Source organism: Kitasatospora sp. NPDC127035 (assembly GCF_042726075.1).
Classification (GTDB): domain Bacteria; phylum Actinomycetota; class Actinomycetes; order Streptomycetales; family Streptomycetaceae; genus Kitasatospora.
This window is the reverse complement of record NZ_JBHXDN010000104.1, coordinates 1-23589: the sequence shown is the minus strand read 5'-3', so window position 1 is coordinate 23589 and position 23589 is coordinate 1. Positions and strand designations below refer to the sequence as shown.

Here is a 23589-nt window from a genome sequence, read left to right as displayed (position 1 = left end):
GGCCCGACAGCACAAGGCTGTCGGGCCCCTCGCACGTCCGGACCGGACCGGACCGGTCGGTCAGGTCAGGTCGTCAGGTCGGGTCGTCAGGTCAGGTCAGAGGTCGAGACCGGTGAGGACCATGACCTTCTCGACGGTGTAGTCGTCCATCGCGTACTTGACGCCCTCACGGCCGACGCCGGAGTCCTTGACTCCCCCGTACGGCATCTGGTCGGCGCGGTAGGACGGCGCGTCGCCGATGATCACACCGCCGACCTCCAGCTCCCGGTGGGCCCGGAAGGCGGTCTGCAGGTCATGGGTGAACACACCCGCCTGCAGGCCGAACAGCGAGTCGTTGACGGCGGCGAACGCCTCGTCGGTGCCCTCCACCCGGTGCAGCGACAGGACCGGGCCGAACACCTCGGCCTTGGCCAGGATCGCGTCGGCCGGCATCTCCGCCAGCACGGTCGGGGCGTACGTCGCGCCCTCACGGGTGCCGCCGACGAGCAGCTTGGCCCCCTTGGCGACCGCGTCGTCCACCCAGGACTCGACCCGCCGGGCCGCGTTCTCGTCGACCAGCGGACCGACGTCGGTCGCGTCGTCGTTCGGGTCACCGGTGACCTGCGCCGCGACCTTGGCGACGACCTTCTCCACCAGCGCGTCGTAGACGGACGCGTCGGCGATCACCCGCTGCACCGAGATGCAGGACTGGCCGCCCTGGTAGTTCGCGAACATCGCGATCCGGGTGGCCGCCCAGTCCAGGTCCGCCTCGGAGGACCAGTCGGCGAGCACCACGGCCGCCGCGTTGCCGCCCAGCTCCAGGGTGGTGTGCTTGCGCGGCACCGAGTCCATGATCTGGTAGCCGACCGTGTCCGAACCGGTGAACGAGATCACCGGCAGACGCGGGTCCTGCACCAGCGCCGGCATCCGGTCGTTCGGCACCGGCAGAACGCTCCAGGAACCGGCCGGCAGGTCGGTCTCGGCCAGGATCTCGCCCAGCACCATCGCGGAGAGCGGGGTCGCCGGGGCCGGCTTGAGGATGATCGGCGCGCCGACCGCGATCGCCGGGGCCACCTTGTGCGCCACCAGGTTCAGCGGGAAGTTGAACGGCGCGATGCCCAGCACCACACCGCGCGGGAAGCGGCGCACCACCGCGAAACGGCCCACGCCGCCCGGGTCGGTGTCCAGCCGCATGGTCTCGCCGTTGGTACGGCGGGCCTCCTCGGCGGCCCAGCGGAAGACGGAGACGGCGCGGCCGACCTCACCACGGGCCCACTTGATCGGCTTGCCGTTCTCGGCGGTGATCAGCTGGGCGATCTCCTCCGTACGCTCGGCCAGCCGCCGGGCCACGTGGTCCAGCGCGGCGGACCGCACGTGCGCGGGGGTCGCGGCGAACACCGGCAGCGCGGCCACGGCGGCGTCCAGCGCCTCCTCGACCTGCGCCTCGGTGGGGATGCTCACCCTGCCGACCAGACGGCCGTCCCAGCTGTTGTGCACCTCGAAGTCGGCGTCGCCGCTCGCCCGGCGGCCGGCCAGCCAGAAATCGTACGTGGTGGTCACCGTGGTACCGGCCCTTCCCTCGACATCCTCAGGGCCCCACGGACGTGGAGCCAGAATCGAGGGTAGGGGCGGGGGCGCGCCGACCGGATTGGCCACGGCGTAGCGTTCACCCCCGCGGCCACTCCACCGCGTCCAGCGGCGCCGCGGCTACTCCTCGCCCGAGCGAAGCGCCAGCCAGAGCTCCATCCGGACGTCCGTGTCGTCCAGCGACCGCCCGAGCAGCTCCTCGACCCGCCGCATCCGGTACCGCAGCGTGTGCCGGTGCACACCGAGATCGGCCGCCGCCGCGTCCCACTGCCCGTGCCGGGACAGCCAGGCCCGCAACGAGGCCACCAGGTCACCGCGCGCCGTCCGGTCGTGATCGCGCAACGGCCGCAACAGGCCCTCCGCGAAAGCCGTCACGGCGTCCTCCCCGAGCAGCGGCAGCAGCGACCCCGCGCCGACCTCCTCGTGGTCCACCGAACGCCGCCCACCCCGCAACGCCACCGCCAGCGCCCGCTCCGCCTGCGCGTGCGCCGTCCCCGCGTCCTCCAGCGCGGCCGGCGCCGAGACGCCCAGCGACAGGCCCTCGTGCTCCTCCACCGTGCCCAGGCACGCCCGGTGCACCGCGCCGTTGTCCAGCGCCAGCACCATCAGCCGAGACCCGTGCGCCCCCTCCTCCCGCGCCACCAGCAGCTTCTCCGCCACCCGCGCCCCGGCCTGCTCCGCCCGGTCCCCCAGCTCGCCCAGCGCCTCCCCGGCGTCCACCCCCTGGCCGGCCCCGGCCACCAGCACCCGGACCGTCCCCTCCGGCAGCCCGCCGAACAGCCCCGCCGCCACCTGCCGGGCGGTCGTCACCTCGCCGGCCAGCACCATCCGCAGCAGCGCCGCGCCCATCTTCTCCTCGGCCTGCCGCAGCTCCCGCGACCGCTCCAGGGTCAGCGTCAGCAACGCCACCGCCGCGTTCAGCACGTAACGCTCGGTCGGCGTGATCCGGTCCTCGGTCCCCACCGCCAGGAACCCGCGCGCCCGCCGGTCCGCGCCCAGCGACTGGACCACCACGTAGTCCTCGTCCGCCGTGTCGATCCCCGGCGACCGCCCCTGCAGAGCCGCACTCGACGGCGCCGGCCGCCGCCGCAGCCGGTCCACCTCGGCCGCCAGCCGGCCCGCACGGCGCGCCGCCCAGTCCGGCGCCACCACCGACAGCGCACCCGACCCGTCGTACAGCGCCGCCCAGCCACCCAGCCGGGCCGCCAGGCGCCGCACCACCGCGGTCGTACCGTCCTTGCCCAGCGCGGCCCGGGTCAGTTCCTCCTGCGCCTCGAAGCTGGTGGTCACCGCCTCGTACTGCTCCGCGGCCAGCGCCGCCGAGACCACCTTGCTGATCGCGATGAACGGCGTCGGCTCCGGCACCCGCAACAGCGGCAGCCCGCGCTGCGCGGCCGCCTCCACCAGCGGCTGCGGCACCTCGGCGTGCGACAACCCGACACCGAGCCCCAGCCCCACCACCCCGGCGTCCGCCAGACGGTGCACGTACGCCTGCAACCGGGCGGCGGTCCGGCCCAGCTTGATACCGGTGGTGAGCAGCAGCTCGCCACCCTCCAGGAACGGCGTCGGGTCGTCCAGCTCGCTGGTGTGCACCCAGCGGACCGGCCGCTCCAGGTGGTCCGCACCGGCGAGGACCGTCAGATGGAGCGAGGTGTTGCGAACGACGGAGGCAAGTGTGGGGGGCATGGCACCTTCGGGGGAACGACCCGACCGCGCCGTTGCGGCCGGGCGAGAAGAGGGCTGAGGGTTCTCGGGAACTCCCTCCTCTCATTATGGACGCCCCGGACAAGCCGCACTGCCGAATCCTCCTCGAAGGCGAGCTTCATCCCCACTTCACCCCCGCAGATCCACCAGCAGCGGTGGCACCTGCTCCCCCGACACCGCCGTCAGCGACACCACCGCGTGCCCCGCCGGCAGCGCGTGCGCCAGATCCGACGGCGACCACCGCAACCGCTCCACTTCCCGCGTCGTCACCGACTCGGTCTGCGCCGTCGTCCCCGACAGCGCCTTCCGCCCCAACCGCCCGGCCCGCCGAACCGCACCGCCCGAGGTGTCCGGGGCGAGCGTCACCGCCGTCTCCCGGACCACGTGCGTGCCCCAGGCCTCGGAGAACAGCCGGCCGTCCCACGGCGCGATGCCCGGGAACGCCACCCGGCATCCCACGGCCCCGAACAGCGGCGCCCGCAACGCCTCCGGCAGATCGACCAGCGTCCGCAGCAGCAGCACGACCCCGGCGTTCGCCCCGCGCAACCGCTGCAGCCCGCGCACGACCCCGGCGTCCAGCGCCGACGAGGCGTCGTCCACCACCAGGCCGGCGAACAGCGAACGGTCCTGGCGCACCCCGGCGGCCTGCACGAACTGCCCCACCAGCAGACGCGACAACATCCGCGCCGCCTCCGGATGACTGCGCTCGGGCAGTCGCACCAGCACCCGCAGCGGGTGGTCCAGCACCCGCATCGCGAACGGCGGACGGCCGGAACCGTCCGTCGCGAACGCCCCCTCGAAGGCCGGCCGGTCCAGCAGCGCCAACCGGTCCGCCAGCAGCGCCCCCGGATCGTCCGCCCGGCCGTGCTGACGCTCCCGCTGCTGAAGGTCCCGCTCGTACGAGGTCAGCCGGCCGGCCGCCCTCAAGCCCTTCACCAGGGCCTCCAGCGCCTCCGGCTCACCCGCGAGCAGCGCCCTCAGCTCACGCACGCCCGGGTACCGGCCGAACGCGGCGTGGAACGGCCCCACCATCTGCTGCAGCGCCGTCCGGGCCGACTCCGCACGCGCGGTCAGCTCGTCCGGCAACAGCGCCTCGGCGAGCCGGGCCGCCGCCTCGTCCGGATCCTGAGCCGCGCCGTACAGATCGAGCCCGTACCGGGAGCCCGCCTCGCCCGGGGCGATCACCACGTCGTACCAGGCGTCCGGCCCGAGATCCGCGTCCGCCGACCCGATCACCACCGCGCACGCCGTGCCGGCCAGCGCCTGCAGACAGAGCGCCTCGGCCACCGGCCGGGCCAGCCGGGCCGTCTTCCCCGTCCCTGCCGGACCCACCGCCAGCAGTGACGTGCCCAGCAGCGCCGGATCCAGCGCGAAGCCCGCCGCCCGGTGGGCCTGCGGGTTCTTCGGCACGTCCTGAGCGGTGCCCAGCCGCACCTGGCCCACCAGCAGATCGTGCCGCTCCACCCGGCCGGGCAGCTCCCGCGCCTCGGAGGGATGCGCGAACGCCGCCGCACCGCGGGCCGCCACCTGGTCGACGAAAGCCGGAAGGAACGCCGGATCCGCCTGCGCCGACTCCCAGGCCCGCTGGATCCGCACGTAGTCGACGTCCCCGACCGCCTCGCCGTCCAGCCGTGCGGCCGCAGCTGCCGCCCCGCCGTGCCGCAGCACCACCCAGGGGTCCCGCTGCCGTACCGCCTCGGCCGCCTCCTCCTCGGTGACGGGCTCCGCCTCCGTCACCGTCCGCGACAGCAGCGGCATCGCATACCGCCGCCACACCTCGGGCCACCTGCCCATCCGGCCGAAGACCTTGATCACGGCGGCAAGTACGAGGACGTTCACCGAAAGCCCCACGGCGGTCACTGCAGTCCCCGACGGATGGTCCACCCACACCGTCAGAACGATCAGATGCAGAGCCAGCTGGGTCCCGTAGATGAAGGCCAACCACCCGACCACCGCGTTCAGCCCCGCGCGGAGGAGGAGGGGCCAGGTCGGTACCTTCGCCACTTCCGCACGTTCAGGGTCGAGCTGCCGGTGCCCCTGGCGGAAGATGCCCGGGGCGGCTTCGGGGCGGGGGGCGGCGACCCAGGTGGGGAGGTCGAAGGGGAGCTGGGCCGGGGGCCGTGGGCGGGGCATGGGGGTGAAGGGGGTGGCGGTGGTCCGCTCGCCGTGGTTCTGTGCCCCGTCCGGTCCCATGTACGGCCCCGCTCCCTCGCCCGCCGGCCCGACCGCCGTCGGTGCCGCCATACCCATGCCGCCGCCCCGGCGACACGCCCGCGCTCAATGTAGTGGAGTGCGGGCCGCCGGTAGTCGCGTCGCCCGCGCTGGCCGCGCCGGACAAGTCGGACGGCGCAGTGCTACCGAGTGGCGCATGCCCGGCCGGGGAGGCCCGCCGTAGCCTGCGAAGCACCGAGCCGAGAAGTCTGGAGAAACCCATGAGCGCCGCAACGCCGCTCCCGCAGGAGCGCCGCCTGGTCACCGCGATCCCCGGTCCGAAGTCGCAGGAGCTGCAGGCCCGCAAGCTGGGTGCGGTGGCGGCCGGCGTCGGCACCACCCTGCCGGTGTACGTGTCCCGTGCCAACGGTGGCGTGCTGGAGGACGTGGACGGCAACTCGCTGATCGACTTCGGCTCCGGTATCGCCGTGACCAACGTCGGCAACAGCGCCGAGGCCGTGGTGGCCAAGGCGTCCGAGCAGCTGGCCGCCTTCACGCACACCTGTTTCATGGTGACCCCGTACGAGGGCTACGTCGCCGTGGCCGAGCAGCTCAACGAGCTGACCCCGGGCGACCACGACAAGCGCACCGCGCTGTTCAACTCGGGTGCCGAGGCCGTCGAGAACGCGGTGAAGATCGCCCGCGCGTACACCAAGCGCACCGCCGTCGTGGTGTTCGACCACGGTTACCACGGCCGCACCAACCTGACCATGGGTCTGACGGCGAAGAACATGCCGTACAAGCAGGGCTTCGGCCCGTTCGCCCCGGAGATCTACCGGGTGCCGGTGGCCTACCCGTACCGCTGGCTGACCGGTGCCGAGAACTGCGCCGCCGAGGCGGCCGCGCAGGCGATCGAGATCATCACCAAGCAGATCGGTGCCGAGAACGTCGCCGCGATCATCATCGAACCGATCCAGGGCGAGGGCGGCTTCATCGAGCCGGCCAAGGGCTTCCTGCCGGCGATCGTGGAGTTCGCCAAGGACAACGGCATCGTCTTCGTCGCGGACGAGATCCAGACCGGCTTCTGCCGCACCGGCCAGTGGTTCGCGTGTGACGACGAGGGCATCGTCCCGGACCTGATCACCACCGCGAAGGGCATCGCCGGCGGTCTGCCGCTGGCCGCGGTGACCGGTCGCGCCGAGATCATGGACGCCGCGCACGCGGGTGGCCTGGGCGGCACCTACGGCGGCAACCCGGTGGCCTGCGCCGCCGCGCTGGGCGCCATCGAGACCATGAAGGAGCAGGACCTCAACGGCAAGGCGCAGCGGATCGGCGAGATCATGCTGGGCCGCCTGCGGGCGATGCAGGAGAAGTTCGACGTCATCGGCGAGGTCCGCGGTCGCGGCGCGATGGTCGCGGTCGAGCTGGTGAAGCCGGGCACCAAGGAGGCGAACGCCGAGGTCACCGCGGCCGTCGCCAAGGCGTGCCACGCGGAGGGCCTGGTGGTGCTGACCGCCGGCACCTACGGCAACGTGCTGCGTTTCCTGCCGCCGCTGGTCATGCCGGAGCACCTGCTGAACGAGGGCCTGGACATCATCGAGGGCGCTTTCGCCGCCGTCTGAGGTTCTCGCCGTCGACGGCACCGCAGTGCCCCGGGCGCCGTACAGGGGCGCCGCACGATACCCGCCGGAGGGATGTCCGGACAGCGCTGATCGGCCCGTGGGGACGCCCGTCCCCACGGGCCGTTCGGTTTCGCCGGACGGGCCGGACGGGCCGGTCGAGCAGGCATCCGGGCTCGGCGCCGCCCCGCGCGACCCCGGTGCGCCCACCGGTTCGAGCGGCGATGCGGACCCCGATACGGACCCCGTGTGGCGCCGGCTGCGGGGCGGTGAAGATGGTGTGCGGAATCGCTGAAGCTCCTCGGCCGTGCAAGGACCTTGACGTAGTGTCATCACGGATGGACAGCGAGCCCCAGCCACTGGCGGTTCCGTACGCCGGCCGCGAGGACAACCAGGCCGTCCCCCGCGGGGCGGCACACACCGAAGGCCGATCGACCGACCGTCCGACCCACACCCCCCGGGACGCACGGAACGGCGATCATCAGAGCCGCCCCGGAGCTCTCCCCCCTGCTCCGGGGCGGCTGTCCCGCGTCCTCGGCCGTCCGGCGGTGCCGGTGCTGCTCGCGGTGGTGCTGGTGGTGGTGTCCTGGCAGGTGGCGGTGGACGGCCCGCTGCTCGGACTGGACCGCTGGGCGCGGAGCGCCGTCCGGGAGACCCGGCACGAGCTGCACAGCGTCCTGCTCAACCATCTCGGCAAGGCACTGTCCGACCTGGGCGGCGGCGCCGTGGCGGTGCCGGTGCTGTTCCTCGGCGGGGCCGTGGCCGCTTGGCGGGATCGCCTCGCGGGGGTGTCACGCTGGTGGTTGCCGGGCGCGGTCGCGGTGCTGACGGCCGGGCTGATCCCGCTGCTGGTGGTCCCGGCGAAGGCGTGGTTCGCGCGGCCCGGCCCGTTCGGGCTGCCGCTGGCGGCCGACCAGTGGGGCTGGTACCCGTCCGGGCACACCGCCACCGCGACGCTCGCGTACGGGGTGGCGGCGCTGCTGCTGGCCCGGACGGCAGGGCCCCGCTCGCGGCGCCGACTGGCGGAGGGGGCGGCTCTCCTGTCGGCGGGCGTGGGGCTGGGGCTGGTGTGGAGCGACTATCACTGGTTGCTGGACGTGGTGGCCAGCTGGTGCCTGGGCGGGCTGGTCCTCCTGGCCCTCGCCCGGTGGCTCCCGGCCCGCCGTCGACCGGGTGGTCCCGGCTCCCCGACGGGCCGCTGACGGGCTCAGCTCTCGGCCGGCTCCTCGTCGTTCCGGTGGACGAGGCCGGTCTCGCCGTTGTCGCGCCGCCACTCGACGACCAGCTCGTCGCGGGCGCCGAAGCGGACCAGGTGGCGTCCGACCACGTCCTCCAGGCCCGGAAGGTTCGCGGTCTCGCCCTCGACCGCGAGCAGCAGCGCGTCGGGGGTGGCCTCCAGCGTGGCGGTGCCCAGACCGAAGGTGAGGGTGCCGCGGCCGGTCTCCTCGGACCAGTCGGCCTGGATCTTGCGGCCCATGTGGGCGGCGAGCTGCTTGGCGTAGCGGGCGGAACGGTCGGTGGCGACGCGTGCTTCGGAGCGGGGCATTGGCTCTCCAAGGTGCGGGGAGGGAACTTAGGTCGCCCTCACTCGGGCTACGCTAACCCAGATACTGAGCCTGGCTCAACATTTTTCGGCCCGCGGTCCGCAACCGGTTCCCGACCTGCCCTCGAACGGCTCCCGCCCGGCTCCGGAGCGGCCCCCGGTCCTGGCCCCGGCCTCCTTCGACCCCGTTCCCGCGCCCGAGGCGGCCGATACCCTTGGCCGAACACCTGCCGAGGAGATCCGCCCATGACCACCACGCCGACCGACGACGCGGCGAGCTCCTCCCCCGTTCCGAACACCGGCGCGAATCCCGAGGAAGCGAAGCGCGAGGAAACGAAGCGCGAGGAGGCGCTCCCCGGGGAAGACGCTCCCGGGGAAGCGGGCTCCGGCGAGGCGAACGCCACCGAAGCGCGTGCCGCCGACACCGCCGCCGAGCTGGCCGACGCGATGACCCGGGCGATCAAGCGGATCCGCCGCCGCACCAGCGAGCGGCTGGAGCCCTACGGCATCACTCCCGGCCAGGGCCGCGCCCTGCGGGCCCTGGCGCACGCGCCCGGCTGCGAGCTGCCCGGCCGGGCGATGCGCCTGAGCGATCTCGCCGACCGGCTGCACATCGCCCCCCGCTCGGCCACCACCGTGGTCGACGCGCTGGAGGAGGCGGGAATGGTCGAGCGGGCCCCGGACCCCGCCGACCGCCGCGCCGTACGGATCGTGCTGACCGCGGCCGGCCGGTCGGCGGTGGAGCAGATCGGCCAGGTCCGGCACGAGGTGGCCCAGGAGTACTTCGGTCCGGTCAGCCCCGCCGACCAGGACGTGCTGCTGCGGGCACTGCGGACCGCCGAGGCCGCGTACGCGGCCACCACGCCGCCGTGCCGACCGTCCCCGGGCGCAGGGCGGTGATCCCGATCCCGGCGATCACCAGCAGCGCGGCGGCGCCGGCCAGGGGGCTGACCGGTTCTCCGAGCAGCAGCCAGGCCGAGGACATCCCGAACACCGGCACCAGCAGCGAGTAGGGCGCGACCGCGGTGGCGTCGTAGCTGCGCAGGAGGTAGCTCCAGGCGACGAACCCGAACAGGGTGGAGACCAGCCCGACGTAGCCGATCGCGCCCAGTCCGGCCGGGGTGATCTCGCGCAGCGCGCGCAGGTCGGCCTCCGGTCCCTCGACCAGCAGCGAGAGGCCGAGCAGTGGCAGCGGCGGGACGGCGCTGACCCAGACCATCCAGCGCAGCGCGTCCGGCGGGGCGGCCTTGCGGGTCAGCACGTTGGAGAGGCCCCAGGCGGTCGCGGCGAGGACGACCAGGACGAACGCGCCGACCGGTCCGCCGAGGCCGCGGTCGACGGCGCTCAGTCCGATCCCGGCGAGCGCGACCGCCAGCCCGGTCAGCCGCCGCCCGCCGGGCCGCTCGCCCAGCAGGACGGCAGCGAACAGCGCGGTGAAGACGGCCTGCCCCTGGAGCACGAGGGAGGAGAGGCCGGCCGGCATCCCGGCGTGCATGCCCAGGAAGAGCAGACCGAACTTGACCACCCCGAGCACCAGGCCGACGGCGAGCACCCACCGCACGGCGACCCTGGGCGGGCCGATGAAGAAGATCGCCGGGACGGCGACCACGGCGAACCGCAGCGCGCAGAAGAGCAGGGGCGGGAAGTTCTGCAGACCGACGTGGATGAGGACGAAGTTGAGGCCCCACACGGCGGCCACCAGGACGGCCAGGGCGATGTGACGCGGGCTCATGCCGGCGCCGGGGGCGGCCTGCGGGGTTGCGCTCATGGATCGAGGATGACCGCCGCCATCGTGCAGCACCAGCGATGAATACTGAAGGCCATGCTTAAGTGTTGCTGCATGATGGACCCATGATGGATCTGGGGCGCCTGCGGGCGCTGCACGCGGTGGCCGTGCACGGTTCGGTCGGCGGGGCGGCGGCGGCCCTCGGGTTCACCCCGTCCGCCGTCTCGCAGCAGATCGCCAAGCTGGAGCGGGAGACCAGGACGGTGCTGCTGGAACGTCAGGGCCGCGGGGTGGTGCTGACGGACGCCGCGCGCGAGCTGGCCGCCACCGCACAGGCGGTGCTGGGCCTGGTGGAACGGGCCGAGGTGCGGCTGGAGGAGCAGCGCGGCCAGGCGGTCGGGCGGCTGACGGTGGCCGCGTTCGCCACCGGCGCCCGGGGGCTGATGCCAGGGGTGCTTTCCGATCTGCGCACGCGGTGCCCGGACCTGGACGTGCGGCTGCTGGAGAGCGATCCCTACCCGGCCGCCGATCTGGTGGCCCGCGGCGAGGTGGACCTGGCGCTGGTCCAGGACTGGCCGACGGTGCCGTTGCCGGTGCAGGAGGGACTCTCCCGGCTGGATCTCGGCCCCGACCCGGTGGACCTGCTGCTTCCCGCCGGCCATCCGCTGGCCGGACTCTCGGTGGTGCCGGTGGGCCGGCTCCGCGAGCAGCGCTGGATCAGCGTGCCGCCCGGCAACATCTGCCACGACTGGCTGGTCCGGACGCTGCGGGAGGCCGGTGAGGAGCCCGACGTCCACTACCGGGTCGGCGAGTTCGAGACCCAGATCGCGCTGATCGCGGCGGGGCTCGGCGTCGGTCTGGTGCCCCGACTGGGCCGGGGCGTGCTGCCGTCGGGCGTGGTCGCACGGCCGGTGGTCCCGGAGCCTGCCCGGCGGGTGTTCGCGCTCTGGCGCTCGCAGGCCTCGCGGCGCCCGGCGATCACCGAGGCCCTGGGCGCGCTGCAGGCGCGGTGGGCCGCCCGCGACCGAGAGGTGACCGTGGCCGGGAGGTGACCGCGGCCGGGAGGTGACCGCGGCCGGGAGGTGACGGCCTGACGGGCGGCCTGGCACCGGCGGCCCCGCCGTCAGCCGGCGAAGCCGATCACCAGCCACATGAAGCCCACACCGACGAGGGTGCAGAGCAGTGTGGAGCGCGAGGGGTGCGGGCTGTGTGCCTCGGGGAGGATGTCGGAGGTCGCCAGGTAGAGCAGGAAGCCGGCGAAGAACCCGAGGTAGAGGCCGAGCACGTGCTCGGAGATGGTGAACAGCAGGGTGATCGCCGCCCCCGTCACCGGCGCGATCGCGTCCGCCGCGAGCAGCGTCAGCGCCCGCCGTCGGTCGTTCCCGTAGAGCCGGGTCAGCGTGTAGGTGTTGAAGCCGTCGGCGAAGTCGTGCGCGACCACGGCGATCGCCACCACCGTCCCGACCGTGGTGCCGGCCTGGAAGGCCGCGCCGATCGCGAAGCCGTCCATCAGGCTGTGGCCGACCAGGGCGAGCGCCGCGGTGAGGCCCACGCCCTGCTGTCCGTCGAGGCCGGACCGGGTGCGGCCGTGGGAGTGGCCGTGCGCGTGGCCGGACACGGACCGCTGGCCGTGGGTGTGCTCGGCGTACTCGTCCTCGTGGCCGCGGTGAATGGCGACCGCCCGCTCGACGATGTGGATGGTCAGGAAGCCTGCCGCGAACATCAGCAGCGCCTGCGGCACCCCGTGGAACTCCTCGGGCGCCTGGTGCAGCGCCTCCGGGAGCAGGTCGAAGGCCACCACGCCGAGCATCAGCCCGGCGGCGAAGCCGAGCACCAGGTGGCGGCGGTCCCCGGTGCGCTGGGCGACCCAGCCGCCCAGCAGCGTCATCAGGAACGCCCCCGCCGCGACCAGGATCGCGGTCACCGCTCCTCCGCCGTGGCGGACCGTCTGTCCATTCCCTCTCCCCCGTGTCCCGCCCGTCCCCGGGCCGACCGCCGGCCGGTGCCGGTCGGTCTCGCGAACCCGTCCGACGCCGGGTGCCGCCATTCGGCCGGGCCCCGGTTCACCCGGACGCCCGTGCCCCCAGCCTCACGCGGGCCACCGGGCGGCGCCCGCCGGACGGTCCGTCAGGGTGAGCCGCCGTGCGGGGCCCGTCCCGCTCAGAGCCCCGCGGCGAGCGGCAGGCCGAGGTGGGTGCGGGCCAGCTCGCGGACGCCCTCGCCGTCGACCAGGTGGATGTGCCGGTGCCCGTCCTCACCCGTGAGGTCGAGCGCGCCGTCGGTGAACCGGCCGGTGGTCAGCCGGAGCCCGCGCTCGGCCGACTCCTCCCGGACCGCTTCCGCCAGCGTCCGGATCTCCTCCTCACCCACCGCGTCCGTGCTGCGGGAGGCCCAGACCACCCAGCGGCCGGGCAGCGCGCTGCCGGCCGGTCCCTCACCGGTGGCGACCAGCCCTGCCCGGCCGCGCAGCCGGACGCTCCACTGCGCCAGCCCGCCCCGGGTGAGCAGTTCACGGACCAGCTGGGCGAACTCGTTGCCCGAGAGGTCCGGTGCGGCCGGCACGGCGGCGGCCGCCAGTGCGGCCGGTTCGACGACCGCCCGGGCGTACGGGTCGGGGGTGACGGCCGCGCCCAGCCTGCGCAACCGGACGAGGGCCTCGTCCTGTTCGGCGTCCGCGTAGACGCCCTCGCCGTCCGGTTCCTCGTCGGGATCGGCCGGCGGCAGCAGCCTGGTGCGGGCCAGCGCGTCCCGGTCGGCGTCCACGCTCAGCAGGCAGTGCGGCTCGCCCGTACCCGGCTCGCGCAGCCAGCCGTTGAGCACGACGCCGGCCAGTATCTCGTCGGTGTCGACCGCGTCGGCGGCCTGGAGCGCACGCAGCGCCAGCCTGGCGACCAGGCGCAGGTAGTCGGCGGCCCGGTCGGCGGGCGGGCGCGGCACCGGGAGGATCTCGCCGTCGGCACCGAGCCGGTAGCCGGCCAGCGAGGGCGAGACGTCGAGGGACGGCAGGTCGAGGTCGAGCACGGCGGTCCGGGTCAGCGGACGGTAGACGGCCCGGCAGGGGGCGGGCAGGTCCTGGGTCGCGGTCTCGGCCGAGGCGAGCGCCCGCTCCAGCAGCGATTCGACGGCGGCCGGCTCGGCCAGCCGGTACGCCCGGCGGCACTCCTCCAGTGACTCGTTGTACTCGCGGACCGCGCGCTCCCGGGCCTGCTCGGACTCCTCGTGGGCCCGCCGCTGCCCGTCCACGGCCGGGCTGCCGGACTCGGCCCGCCGGGTACGCCACTCGCGCAGGGTGCGCTGGTGGGTGAGCCGGGCCTGGGCCAGCTCGCGCTGGTAGCCGGAGTCCAGCAGCCGGCGGGACGGGGCCTCGTCGGGGTCTGCGGCCGGCGGTCCGGCGGGGGCGAAGTCCTCCCAGCGCGGTTCCGGGTCCTCGCCCGGCCCGGCCGCAGGACCGTCAGAGGGGTAGGGCCGCGGCTCGTAGCGGCGCAGCTGGCTCTCGAAGTCCATGGCCGAGACGGGCAGGGCGGCCCGCCGCAGCAGGTCGGCCAACCGCTCGTGCTCGGCCTGGACGGTGAGCGTGCGGTGGTGCGTCAGCGCGGCGGCGCGGGCGTGCGCGGCGACGGCCTCGTCACCGCCCGCGCCGTACGGGTCGTCCGGTGCGGGGCCCGGCGGCGCACCGCCCGGCCCCGTGTCGGCGGCGGCACCGGCGGGGCTGTCGGGCCGGCCGTCCCCGTCCGGCCCGTCAACCCCGAGGTCGCGGAAGACCGAGGCCAGGAAGCCCGGTCGGGGGGCCGTGAGCGCACCGTCGGACTGGCCGTCTGCTGAGTACTGCATCGGTGGTCGTTCCCCCATGCTCGTCCGGCGCCTGCCCGGGGCATCCGGCGACCCCGAGGTCGGCCCCTGCCGGACATTGTCCACCGAACGGACGCACCGGTCAGCCAAGCCTCTCAGTTGGTGCGGGTGTTGGTCAGGTGCAGGCCGATGTAGCCGACATAGATCCGGCCACTGCCCGAGCAGTCGTCGAGGTAGTGCAGCCTGGGCGCGGTGCGACCGCCGCCGATCCGCAGGTGGGCACCCATGAACGCGCGCCGCGAGGCGTCGACGCACTCGGGCACCGGCAGCATCCGTTCGCGTTTCCACTTGGTGTGGCTGAACACCGTCCGGGACTCCCCGCGCACCGCCTTGCGGGGCGGGAAGCGGTGACAGCCGGCCGGGGTGCGCTCGCACCACTGCTTGAAGTCACCGCCGGCCCGGCCGCGTACGGCGGCCTCGGCGTACTCCTGGAGCGCCGTCAGGCCGTCCCAGGTGAGCCGGGCCCAGCCGGTGCCGGTGCAGCGCAGTTCGTCGAGGGCGATGGCGGCCTTCTGGTCGCCGGTGAAGGTGAGCAGCGGGAACTCGCCCAGCCGGGCCATCAGCTGGGTGAAGGTGGCGGGGGTGTCGGTCGGCGCGGCCCGTCGGCCGGAGCGCCGCCCGGCGCCGGCGGGAGCGGGCGGCGGGCACCCGCGTGAAGTCGGTGATCCGGCACCTGCGGCGACCGGCGCCGGTCCGGCCGCTCCGCCGGGAATGGTGGGGAAGGTGCAGAGGCGGCCGGACGGCGCACGCCCCCGGCCTGCGCGACGGCGCTCGCGGCGCAGGCTGTGCCGGACCCGCTCCAGTTCGTCGGCCCGGGCCTGCTGCTCGGCGAGGTCCTGCCACTCCTCGTGGGCGAGGGCCGCCGACTCGGCCCCGGCGACGGCGTCCGGGCCGGCAGCGGCCCGGTCCGACGAGGTTCCGGCCGGGGAGCCGGCCGGGTGTCCCGGCGACCCCGTCGGGGCCGGGGCCGAGTACGACGCCGGAGCCTGGTTCTCGGTCCGGCTCCGGGTGGCAGGTCGGGGCGAGGACGGGACGACCCTGAGGACCGGGACGGCGGCCAGGACGGGTGGCAGCGGCAGCTCGGCGGCGATCCGGCGAGGTTCGCGGGCCAGCAGTCCCGCGGCCCGGCGGAGGTCCTCCTCGATCCGGCGCCTCGCCAGTACGGGGTGCCGCGCGCCGTCCTGCCGGGAGGCCGGGTCGACCTCGGGCAGGTAGGTGCGCACCGCGCCGCCGTAGACGGCGTGGTGCTCCAGCGCGACGTTGAACCTGGTCCGGGCGCCAGGGTCGAGGACGTACACGGTGGCCAGCCCCGGCAACTGGTCACTGAGCGGGCCGACCACCTCCGCCATCCACTCGCCGACGGAGTGGCCGACCGGGACGCTGGCCACCACGGTGGGCATCCGGCGGTCGGGGTCGCAGAGTTCGTCGATCAGGTCGTCGACCCCTGTCACGGTGAGTACCCGTGGCACGGTCTGGACGGCGACCGGCCCGTCGGCGGCGTCCAGGAGCGGAAGCAGGGTGCGGGCGAGTTCGGGCACGGGGACCCGGCAGGGCGTCCGTACACCGCTGTCGGTGGTGTGCGTCTCGGCCTCCAGCCGGACCCAGGTCGGTCCTGCGGGGCCGGTCGCGACGGTGAGGGTGAGCTGGCCGGTCCCGTGCGGAGCGGGTGTGCGGAGCCGTCGGCGGTCGTAACGGCCGGTGTCCGGGTCCCGGCCCGGGCCCGCCCCGGGGCCGGCGGCCGGGAGGAATCCGGGGCGGAGCGAGCCGCTGTCCCGGTCGAGCAGGACGCGGTCGCCGAGCCGGAGGCGTTCGGCCACCGGGCCGCGCCCGGGTCTGTCCGCGGCGGGTACGTCGGTCGAGGCGGGTACGTCGGGTGAGAGGACGGGCGGACGGGCGGAGAAGGTGGCCGACGGAGTGACGACGGGCGCGGGTGCGACGGACGGGGGTTCCTCGCACCCCTCCTGTTTCAGCCAGTCGGCGAGGTGCCGGTCGGCCAGGGCAACGGCTTCGGCGTGCGGGAGCGCGGTGGTGACGGTCATCCGGTAGGGCGTCGCGGGGCCTCTGGAGCCGGGGGGACCGGCATGGGCGGGCGACGACGGAAAGCGGTCCGAGGTCATGCGCGTACCTCCGTGAAGGCGGTGGTGGGGCCCGGTGTCCTCCATCGATGGGTCATTGGTCCGGTTCGCCGGACCTTGCCCAGGAAACGCCATGACCCGGAGCGGAAGTTCCGACTCCGGGCCACGTCAATACGTTCGAGTGAATCTGCTCAAGCCGCCCCGCATGGTCGGCGGCGATCTGCTCCAGTCCCGACGACTCCTCCGGCCGGGCGTCCGGCCGGGCGTCCGGCCGGGTTTCGGTGAGGTCTCCGGGCTCAGTCCTCGCAGCGCTCCGCACCGCTCCGGATCCACTCCGGCTCCGTGACCGGCACGGCCAGCGGGCACCCCTCCGGCGCCTCGTAGGTGGCGACCAGGACGACGGGCACCGTCCCGCGGTTGTGACCGACGTGGATGTACGCGGGCCCGCCCAGCTCGACCAGCGAGTCCCCGGCGTGGCTGACCTCGATCCGGCCGTCGTGCAGGGTACGGGTGAGCATCCCGGACAGCACCACGACGTCGACCCGGCCCGGGTGGAAGTGCCAGCCGGTGTCGTCCCCCGGGGCCAGTGTGATGGTCTGGACGACGGGCATCGCGGCCTCGGTTCCCTGGTCGGCGGATCCGACCAGGCTAGACAGGGCGCACCGGGCTCGAAACCGGTCGTTCCGGATCTGTCCGAAAACTCGTCCGGAACCGGCACGACCGCACGGCCCCGCCCGTCGGGGGTGTGCGAAGGCGCACCGCACGCCGGATGCGTGCCTCGCCGCTCCCCCGCTCCGCTGCACTCCCGGGATCAGCGGCTCAGACCGGCACCTCGACGAACGTCCGGCCCGCCGCCACCGCGACCGCCGTGCCGCCGGTCGCCTCGGCCAGCCAGGTGTGGAACGCCCCGACCTCCGGTTCCGGCACACCGACCTCGATCCGCACCCCGGCCGCCCCGTAGCCGAGGTCGCTCACCGTGTAACCGGCCGCCCGCAGGTCGTTCTCGACCCGCCCGGCCCGGGTGTGGTCGGCCGTCACGGCCAGCAGCGCGACCGGCCGCCGCTCCAGCAGTCCGACCTCGTCCAGCGCCTCCGACACCGCGCTGCCGTACGCCCGCACCAGACCGCCGGCGCCCAGCTTGATCCCGCCGAAGTACCTGGTCACGACGGCGGCCGTGTCGGTGACCCCGCGCCGGCGCAACACCTCCAGCATCGGCACACCGGCCGTCCCGCCGGGCTCGCCGTCGTCGCTGGAGCGCTCGCGGCGCTGCTCCTCGCCGACGACGAAGGCGGTGCAGTTGTGCCGGGCGTCCCAGTACTGCCGACGGATGCCGGCGATGAACGCCTGGGCCTCCTCCTCGTCGGCGACCCGGGCGAGGTGGCAGATGAACCGCGACTTCTTGATCTCGGTCTCGTGGCTGCCCGCGCCCCGGACGGTGAGGTACTGCCTGGGGGGCGGCTCCGGCGTGGCGGACATGGCGCGGTGGTTCTCCCGGAGGACGACGAGGCTGGCGGCATCCCGGACGAGCGGTCCGGGCGGCTCAGCCAGCCTAACCCCCGGTCACCGGCCCGCCGCCTCGTCACCGCCCGGGCCGGGCCCGGTCAGCGACCGGCCAGCGCCTCCAGCCGGGCCCGGTCCAGGCCGGTCGCCGCGGCGACCTCGCCGAGGTCGACCGCACCGCAGTCCAGCCCGCGCAGCAGGTGGCCGCTGAGGGCCCGCGCGGTGGCCGGCTCGTCCATCACGTCGCCGCCCGCCTTGGCGACGTAGGCGGCCAACCGGGCACCGGCGGCGGCCACCCCCTCGCGGTAGAAGGAGTAGACGGCGGCGTAGCGGGTCGGCAGGTGCGCCGGGTGCATGTCCCAGCCCTGGTAGTAGGCCCGGGCCAGCGATCGGCGGACCAGGTCGTGGTGGAGCTTCCAGGCGGCGTGCACCTGCGCGGTGGAGCCGGTCGGGATCACGTTGGTGGACCCGTCCGAGAGCCGGACCCCGGTACCGGCGGCGGCCACCTGCATCACCGCCTTGGCGTGGTCGGCGACCGGGTGGTCCAGGCTCTGGTACGCGGCGCCGACCCCGCAGGAGGCGCTGTAGTCGAAGGTCCCGTAGTGCAGGCCGGTGGCCCGGCCACCGGCCGCCTCGATCATCCGGGCGACGGTGGCCCGCCCGTCCGGGCCGAGGATCGCCTGGGTGGTCTCGATCTGGATCTCGAAGCCGATCCGCCCGGCCGGCAGTCCGGCGGCGTGCTCGAAGTCGGCCAGCAGTCGGACCAGGGCGGTGACCTGCTCGGCGTAGGTCACCTTGGGCAGGGTCAGCACCAGCCCCTCGGGCAGGCCGCCGTCCGCGAGCAGGGTGCCGAGGAAGAGCTCCAGCGTGCGGATACCCCGGTCGCGGACGGCCGCCTCCATGCACTTGATCCGGATGCCGACGTACGGCGGTGCGCTTCCGTCCGCCACCGCCGCGGCGACCAGCTCGGCGGCCCGGACGGCGGCGGCGTCCTCCTCCGCGTCGGGGCGTGCGCCGTAGCCGTCCTCGAAGTCGATCCGCAGGTCCTCGACCGGCTCGCGTTCCAGCTTGGCCCGGACCCGGGCGTGCACGTCGGCGAGCAGCGCGTCGTCCGCCGCACCGAGCGCCCGGGCCAGCTCGGCCGGGGTACCGGCGTGGGTGTCGAAGACCTCCAGCGCCTGCCGGCCCCACGTCCGCACGGTGTCGGCGGCGAAGGCGTCGGCCGGGACGTAGACGGTGTGGACCGGCTGACGGGTGCCCGGGTCACCCGGGTAGCGGCGGGCCAGGTCAGCGTCGACCGGGGCGAGCAACGCTTCCACCGCGGTGCGGGCGGCGGCGGAGAACGCGGCTCCGCCCGTCGGCCCGGTACCGCCCACCTCGACCTGCGACATCCGTACTCCTCACGCCGGCATGCGCGCGGGGCCCGTGCCAGGCCGGCGCTTCAACAGTTTGTTGAGGTGAAGGTAGACCGGCCCGGGTCGGGCGTCAATGGCCGACCGGACGGCGGACCGGCGATCGGGTGACGGGGAGCGGGGAGCGAGGAACGGGGAGCGAGGAACGGGGAGCGGGGGACTCGCCTCGTGGGAGGCGGGCGGCCTGCGGCGGGGTCAGTCCCGCCCCGAGGCCGCGTAGCGGTCACGCAGCTCCGGGATGAGCTCGGCGACCTCCTTCGGGTGCACCGACCCGTCCGCACGGTTGCCGATCACGCCGTACTCCCTGGTCAGCCAGTCGGCCAGCCGCTGCGGATCGGGCTGGTTCTCGAAGGTGTCGATGTAGCTGACCAGGGCCGCGTACACGACCTCCGGGTCCAGCCGGTACGAGCCCGGACGCGGCACGGGGCCGATCGGACGCTCCGCCGGCCCGTCGAAGGCGGGATCCTCCTGGAACTCCGGCGCATAGCCCTGCTCCGCGACGCTCTCCGCGTACTCGGCCTGCTCGACGTAGCCGTCCTGCTCGGGGTACTCGGCCTCGTCGGCGTAACCGGTCCGGCCGGCCTGCCCGGCGTACGGCGCTGCGGCCGACCCGCCCTGCGCGGCGGCGGCGACCGGCTGCGGCTCCGGCTCGGACTCCGTCGGACGCGGCGGCTTGAACCACGGCGAGGCCTGGCCGGGCACCCGGCCGCCCGGCGCGCCGTCGTCCTGGTGACCCGTGGTCCGCACCGCCCGCTCGGTCCAGACGTTCAGCTCCTCACGGGGCTGCGGCGGGGTCTGCTGCTCCTCCCCCTCCGGCTCCTGAACCGCCCGCAACCGCACCGCGGCGAGCTTGGCCAGCATCGGCGCGGCCACCTCCGCCGGCATCGGCGCCACCGCGGAAGGGGCCGCCGAGACCGGGGCCGCCACGGGCTCGGCCTGCGGCCTGGCCTCCTGGGCCTGCTGCTGCGGCGCCCGCTGCACCCCGGCCCGACCGGGCTGCTCCGGCTGCGGGTCGTGGGCCTGCGGTTGCGCCGCCGCCGGCACCGCGGCCTGCGGTCCGGCCGGAGCTCCGCCCCGGAGCCCGGCCGACGCGTCCGCCTGCGGCCCGTTCTGGACGGCGGCCGGCGCGAGCGCACCCGCCGCGCGGCCGTCGTGGACCTCGTGGACCTCTCGGGACGCCGGCACCTCGCTCACCGTCCGCCCCTCCTCGTCCAACCCGTCGAGCACCGCCAGATCGAGCGGAACCCCGTACTTGGCCAGCTTGAGCGGCAGCAGTGCCTGGATCGGCGCCGAGCGGCGCCAGCCGCGCCCGTACCGGAAGCGCAGCTGTGCCCGGTAGACGAGCCGGTTCTGCTCCAACCGCACGACCTCGTCGTACGAGCGCAGCTCCCAGAGCTTCATCCGACGCCAGAGCCGGAAGGTCGGCACCGGGGAGAGCACCCAGCGCATCAGCCGGACCGACTCCATGTGCCGGTCCGCGGTGATCGCGGCGATCCGCCCGACGGCGTGCCGGGAGGCCTCGACCACGACGACGAACAGCACCGGGATGACCGCGTGCATCCCCATGCCGAGCGGGTCGCCCCAGGAGGCGGCGGCGTTGAAGGCGATGGTGGCGACGGTCAGCAGCCAGGCGGTCTGCCGCAGCAGGGGGAAGGGTATGCGCAGCCAGGTCAGCACCAGGTCCAGCGCGAGCAGGACCACGATGCCGGCGTCCACACCGATCGGGAACGCGTAGGAGAAGCTGCCGAAGCCCTTCTCCGCAGCCAGGTCCCGCACGGCGCTGTACGACCCGGCGAAGCCGATGCCGGAGATGAGGCAGGCCCCGGCGGCCACGACGCCGAGCAGGCCACGGTGGGCCTTGGTGAGCGATGGGCGTGCCATAACGTCAATCAACCCCTGGATGTCGGCTGCGGCCGTACGCTGCCCCGGCTACCGGTTCCCGCTTGTCGGGGTGCCGGGGCTGAGCAACCTCCGGGCTCGGCCCACCGGAGTTTACTCGTACACCTGTTTCAGCGTTTCCGCAGCCCGGAGTGTCACCGCCGGCACCGGCTCGCGTCCGGGGGAACGGGCGATCTGTCAGCCGGTCCGCTCGGCCGACCCGTTGAGGTAGGCGAGCACCGCCATGACCCGGCGGTTGGCGTCCTCGGCCGGGGCGAGCTCCAGCTTGGTGAAGATGTTGGCGATGTGCTTCGCCACCGCACCGTCGCTCACCACCAGCCGGGCGGCGATGGCGGAGTTCGAACAGCCCTCCGCCATGAGCTCCAGCACCTCGCGCTCCCGCGGCGAGAGCCGCTGGAGCGGACCCGGCCGCCGGGACGTGCTCTGCATCAGCTTGGCGATGACGTCCGGGTCCATCGCCGTACCGCCGGCGGCCACCCGTCGGACCCCGTCGATGAACTGGTCGGCGTTGAAGACCCGGTCCTTCAGCAGGTAGCCGATCCCGCCGGTGCCGTCCGCCAGCAACTCCCGCGCGTACAGCTGCTGGACGTGCTGCGACAGCACCAGCACCGGCAGGCCCGGGATCCGCTTCCTCGCCTGGAGCGCCGCCTGAAGTCCCTCGTCGGTGAGCGTCGGCGGCAGCCGGACGTCGACCACGGCGACGTCCGGGCGGTGCGTCAGCAGGGCGTCCAGCAGTTCCGGGCCGGTCTCGACGGCCGCCGCGATGGTGAAGCCGTGCGCTTCCAGCAGCCGGATCAGACCTTCGCGAAGGAGGTAGAGGTCCTCGGCGAGGACAACTCGCACGGCAGCTCCAGGGTGATGGTGGTCGGACCGCCCGACGTGCTGTCGATGGCGAGGACACCGTCGAAGGTACCCAATCGGCGCTCGATCCCGCGCAGCCCGGTCCCCCTCCCCGGATCCGCCACACCGACCCCGTCGTCCGTCACGGTCACCCGCAGCCGCCCGGCCCGGTACATGATGTCCACCCACACCTGTTCCGCACCCGAATGCTTGGCCGCGTTGGCCAGCAACTCGCAGATGCTGAAGTACGCCGTCGCCTCCACCGGCGCCGGCGGGCGGTCCGGCAGGCTGACGCAGACCTCGGTCGGCAGCGCGGAGTCCAGTGCCAGCGCACGGACCGCGTCACCCAGGCCGCGCTCGGCAAGCACCGGCGGGTGGATGCCGCGGACCAGGTCCCGCAGTTCCTGGAGCGCCCGGGCCGAGGACTGCCTGGCCTCGGAGAGGAGCTCCCGCGCCGCCTTCGGATCGGTCTCCATCAGGTGCTCGATCGTGCCCAGCGTCATCCCGATCGCCACCAGCCGGGCCTGCGCACCGTCGTGCAGGTCCTGCTCGATCCGGCGCAGTTCGGCCGCCTGGCTGCCGACGGCGTCGGCCCGGGTCTCGGTCAGCTCCGCCACCCGCTTGGTCAGCTGGGCGTGCGAGGCCCGTCCGTCCTGGTCCAGGACCCGGCGTGCGAGCTCCGCGTAGGCCCGCACCGCGTACGGCGACGCCACCACGGCGAGGCCGATCAGCGCCAGCCCGATCAGGACCGACGCCAGCACCGTGCCGGTGGGCACCGGCCCGTAGTCCTGGTAGCCGTCCACCGCGTTGATCAGGTACGCCACCCCGGCGACCACCAGTCCGGACACCATCGCCGCCATGGCACCGACCGCGAGCGGGCCGACCAGCAGCCAGAGGATCTCCGACCGCGTCGCCCGGTCCCGCGCCGACCAGTGCAGCAGCTGCGCCAGCCTCGCCACGGAGTGGGACCGGTGGTACGAGTAGCCCGTCCACCAGTGGCCGCGCTCGTCCGCCTCCAGCGCCGGTCGGGGGCTGTACTCGACCGGCAGCCGGATCCCGTACCACCGGACGAGCTGGGCCCGCGTTCGGTCCGCGCACCGGCGGACGAAGAGGCCCGCCACCGTGGCACCCGCCGTCAGCCCGGCGACCAGTGCGAAGAGAGCCCCGGGGTAGTAGTTCTCCATGGCCCAGGCGGCGGTGCCACCCGCGAAGAACGCCCCCAGGACCGGCAGCACGACGACCGGCGCCATGCCCAGGACCAGCCCCGAGAGCCGCGCCAGCCCGCGGCCGCCCGACGCCAGCGCAGTCTCGGCCTGGGCGCGCACGGTGCCGCCGCTGAATCGACTCTCTGCTGTCACGGGTACTCCTGGTGCTGGTGCTGGTCCTGATGTCGCCGGCCGACTCCGACCGCCGTGGTCAAGTCTTCCGTCCCACCGCCGGCCGGGCACTGGCCGTCCTACCCCGAATCCGGGGTGGTGCTAGGTCCACCCCTGGCGGTGGGGGGGGTGACGACCCGTCCGTCGCCGCAATTCCCGTCGACTTCTCTCGATTTCTCTCGACTTCTCCGGAAACGCAAAGAACCCCCGTCCGTATCCCGGACGGGGGTTCTCCACAATGATTGTTCGGCGGCGTCCTACTCTCCCACAGGGTCCCCCCTGCAGTACCATCGGCGCTGTGAGGCTTAGCTTCCGGGTTCGGAATGTAA

Annotated in this window: 18 protein-coding genes and 1 rRNA gene; 4 read left to right on the top strand and 15 right to left on the bottom strand. The window is 74.3% G+C overall.

Annotated features, from left to right (window positions below; all coding sequences use genetic code 11):
• Nucleotides 1-96 precede the first annotated feature (96 nt).
• The 3 genes from ACFWIC_RS38855 to ACFWIC_RS38845 all read right to left on the bottom strand — a co-directional run bounded on the left by ACFWIC_RS38855 (nt 97) and on the right by ACFWIC_RS38845 (nt 5463).
• On the bottom strand, nt 97-1539 hold the full coding sequence (locus tag ACFWIC_RS38855) for an aldehyde dehydrogenase family protein (protein WP_329952555.1): 1443 nt from the start codon (nt 1537-1539) through the stop codon (nt 97-99).
• 147 nt (nt 1540-1686) lie between these two features.
• Entirely contained in the window at nt 1687-3252 is a 1566-nt protein-coding gene (locus ACFWIC_RS38850) for a PucR family transcriptional regulator (protein ID WP_329877492.1), read from the bottom strand.
• 147 nt (nt 3253-3399) lie between these two features.
• Complete coding sequence (locus tag ACFWIC_RS38845; RefSeq protein ID WP_380521777.1) at nt 3400-5463, bottom strand: ATP-binding protein; 2064 nt, start codon at nt 5461-5463, stop codon at nt 3400-3402.
• Nucleotides 5464-5702: 239 nt separating this feature from the next.
• Here ACFWIC_RS38845 and gabT point away from each other — a divergent pair, with 239 nt between their 5' ends.
• Nucleotides 5703-7043, top strand: a complete 1341-nt coding sequence (gabT, locus tag ACFWIC_RS38840; protein ID WP_329877488.1) for a 4-aminobutyrate--2-oxoglutarate transaminase — start codon at nt 5703-5705, stop codon at nt 7041-7043.
• A gap of 335 nt (nt 7044-7378) precedes the next feature.
• Nucleotides 7379-8242: a phosphatase PAP2 family protein gene (locus ACFWIC_RS38835; RefSeq protein ID WP_380521775.1), complete on the top strand. Its 864-nt coding sequence runs from the start codon at nt 7379-7381 to the stop codon at nt 8240-8242.
• 5 nt (nt 8243-8247) lie between these two features.
• Here the strand turns inward: ACFWIC_RS38835 and ACFWIC_RS38830 are convergent, their stop codons facing one another.
• Nucleotides 8248-8586, bottom strand: coding sequence for a DUF2218 domain-containing protein (locus tag ACFWIC_RS38830; protein ID WP_329877485.1), 339 nt, complete (start codon nt 8584-8586; stop codon nt 8248-8250).
• A 243-nt stretch (nt 8587-8829) separates the two neighbouring features.
• Here ACFWIC_RS38830 and ACFWIC_RS38825 point away from each other — a divergent pair, with 243 nt between their 5' ends.
• Complete coding sequence (locus tag ACFWIC_RS38825) at nt 8830-9483, top strand: MarR family winged helix-turn-helix transcriptional regulator (RefSeq protein ID WP_380521773.1); 654 nt, start codon at nt 8830-8832, stop codon at nt 9481-9483.
• On the opposite strand, the gene ACFWIC_RS38820 is transcribed toward ACFWIC_RS38825, so the two are convergent.
• On the bottom strand, nt 9377-10315 hold the full coding sequence (locus ACFWIC_RS38820) for an EamA family transporter (protein ID WP_380521780.1): 939 nt from the start codon (nt 10313-10315) through the stop codon (nt 9377-9379). The genes ACFWIC_RS38825 and ACFWIC_RS38820 overlap by 107 nt on opposite strands.
• Nucleotides 10316-10434: 119 nt before the next feature.
• Between ACFWIC_RS38820 and ACFWIC_RS38815 the strand changes: the two genes are divergently transcribed.
• Nucleotides 10435-11361 carry a LysR family transcriptional regulator gene (locus tag ACFWIC_RS38815; protein ID WP_380521771.1) on the top strand — a complete coding sequence of 309 codons (927 nt, stop codon included), beginning with the start codon at nt 10435-10437 and terminating at the stop codon, nt 11359-11361.
• Between the two features lie 71 nt (nt 11362-11432).
• Here ACFWIC_RS38815 and ACFWIC_RS38810 read toward each other — a convergent pair whose 3' ends face one another.
• The 10 genes from ACFWIC_RS38810 to rrf form a co-directional block, all read right to left on the bottom strand.
• Nucleotides 11433-12197 carry a ZIP family metal transporter gene (locus ACFWIC_RS38810; RefSeq protein WP_380362144.1) on the bottom strand — a complete coding sequence of 255 codons (765 nt, stop codon included), beginning with the start codon at nt 12195-12197 and terminating at the stop codon, nt 11433-11435.
• A gap of 272 nt (nt 12198-12469) precedes the next feature.
• Nucleotides 12470-14140, bottom strand: coding sequence for a restriction endonuclease (locus ACFWIC_RS38805; RefSeq protein ID WP_380521769.1), 1671 nt, complete (start codon nt 14138-14140; stop codon nt 12470-12472).
• Between the two features lie 113 nt (nt 14141-14253).
• Nucleotides 14254-16197 (bottom strand): hypothetical protein, encoded by a 1944-nt coding sequence (locus ACFWIC_RS38800; RefSeq protein ID WP_380521767.1) that lies wholly within the window; start codon nt 16195-16197, stop codon nt 14254-14256.
• A 332-nt stretch (nt 16198-16529) separates the two neighbouring features.
• The gene (locus tag ACFWIC_RS38795; RefSeq protein WP_380521765.1) at nt 16530-16844 is read right to left on the bottom strand and encodes a cupin domain-containing protein; all 315 of its coding nucleotides are present in this window, start codon (nt 16842-16844) and stop codon (nt 16530-16532) included.
• A gap of 208 nt (nt 16845-17052) precedes the next feature.
• Complete coding sequence (locus ACFWIC_RS38790; protein WP_380521763.1) at nt 17053-17709, bottom strand: YigZ family protein; 657 nt, start codon at nt 17707-17709, stop codon at nt 17053-17055.
• A 125-nt stretch (nt 17710-17834) separates the two neighbouring features.
• Complete coding sequence (locus ACFWIC_RS38785; RefSeq protein WP_329952563.1) at nt 17835-19124, bottom strand: DUF6986 family protein; 1290 nt, start codon at nt 19122-19124, stop codon at nt 17835-17837.
• Between the two features lie 216 nt (nt 19125-19340).
• Nucleotides 19341-21026, bottom strand: a complete 1686-nt coding sequence (locus ACFWIC_RS38780) for a DUF2637 domain-containing protein (RefSeq protein WP_380521761.1) — start codon at nt 21024-21026, stop codon at nt 19341-19343.
• A 195-nt stretch (nt 21027-21221) separates the two neighbouring features.
• Nucleotides 21222-21887, bottom strand: a complete 666-nt coding sequence (locus ACFWIC_RS38775; RefSeq protein WP_329877469.1) for a response regulator transcription factor — start codon at nt 21885-21887, stop codon at nt 21222-21224.
• The gene (locus ACFWIC_RS38770; protein ID WP_380521759.1) at nt 21839-23242 is read right to left on the bottom strand and encodes a sensor histidine kinase; all 1404 of its coding nucleotides are present in this window, start codon (nt 23240-23242) and stop codon (nt 21839-21841) included. Before ACFWIC_RS38770 ends, ACFWIC_RS38775 begins: the two co-directional genes overlap by 49 nt.
• Before the next feature lie 262 nt (nt 23243-23504).
• Nucleotides 23505-23589, bottom strand: a 5S ribosomal RNA gene (gene rrf, locus ACFWIC_RS38765); the annotation flags it as partial.

Coding starts and splice junctions, on each gene's coding strand:
- ACFWIC_RS38790 (WP_380521763.1), bottom strand. CDS start 17,709: ATGTCCGCCACGCCGGAGCCGCCCCCCAGGCAGTACCTCACCGTCCGG.
- ACFWIC_RS38830 (WP_329877485.1), bottom strand. CDS start 8,586: ATGCCCCGCTCCGAAGCACGCGTCGCCACCGACCGTTCCGCCCGCTAC.
- ACFWIC_RS38785 (WP_329952563.1), bottom strand. CDS start 19,124: ATGTCGCAGGTCGAGGTGGGCGGTACCGGGCCGACGGGCGGAGCCGCG.
- ACFWIC_RS38825 (WP_380521773.1), top strand. CDS start 8,830: ATGACCACCACGCCGACCGACGACGCGGCGAGCTCCTCCCCCGTTCCG.
- ACFWIC_RS38815 (WP_380521771.1), top strand. CDS start 10,435: ATGATGGATCTGGGGCGCCTGCGGGCGCTGCACGCGGTGGCCGTGCAC.
- ACFWIC_RS38820 (WP_380521780.1), bottom strand. CDS start 10,315: ATGAGCCCGCGTCACATCGCCCTGGCCGTCCTGGTGGCCGCCGTGTGG.
- ACFWIC_RS38795 (WP_380521765.1), bottom strand. CDS start 16,844: ATGCCCGTCGTCCAGACCATCACACTGGCCCCGGGGGACGACACCGGC.
- ACFWIC_RS38835 (WP_380521775.1), top strand. CDS start 7,379: ATGGACAGCGAGCCCCAGCCACTGGCGGTTCCGTACGCCGGCCGCGAG.
- ACFWIC_RS38800 (WP_380521767.1), bottom strand. CDS start 16,197: ATGACCGTCACCACCGCGCTCCCGCACGCCGAAGCCGTTGCCCTGGCC.
- ACFWIC_RS38845 (WP_380521777.1), bottom strand. CDS start 5,463: ATGGGACCGGACGGGGCACAGAACCACGGCGAGCGGACCACCGCCACC.
- ACFWIC_RS38780 (WP_380521761.1), bottom strand. CDS start 21,026: ATGGCACGCCCATCGCTCACCAAGGCCCACCGTGGCCTGCTCGGCGTC.
- gabT (WP_329877488.1), top strand. CDS start 5,703: ATGAGCGCCGCAACGCCGCTCCCGCAGGAGCGCCGCCTGGTCACCGCG.
- ACFWIC_RS38805 (WP_380521769.1), bottom strand. CDS start 14,140: ATGCAGTACTCAGCAGACGGCCAGTCCGACGGTGCGCTCACGGCCCCC.
- ACFWIC_RS38850 (WP_329877492.1), bottom strand. CDS start 3,252: ATGCCCCCCACACTTGCCTCCGTCGTTCGCAACACCTCGCTCCATCTG.
- ACFWIC_RS38810 (WP_380362144.1), bottom strand. CDS start 12,197: ATGACGCTGCTGGGCGGCTGGGTCGCCCAGCGCACCGGGGACCGCCGC.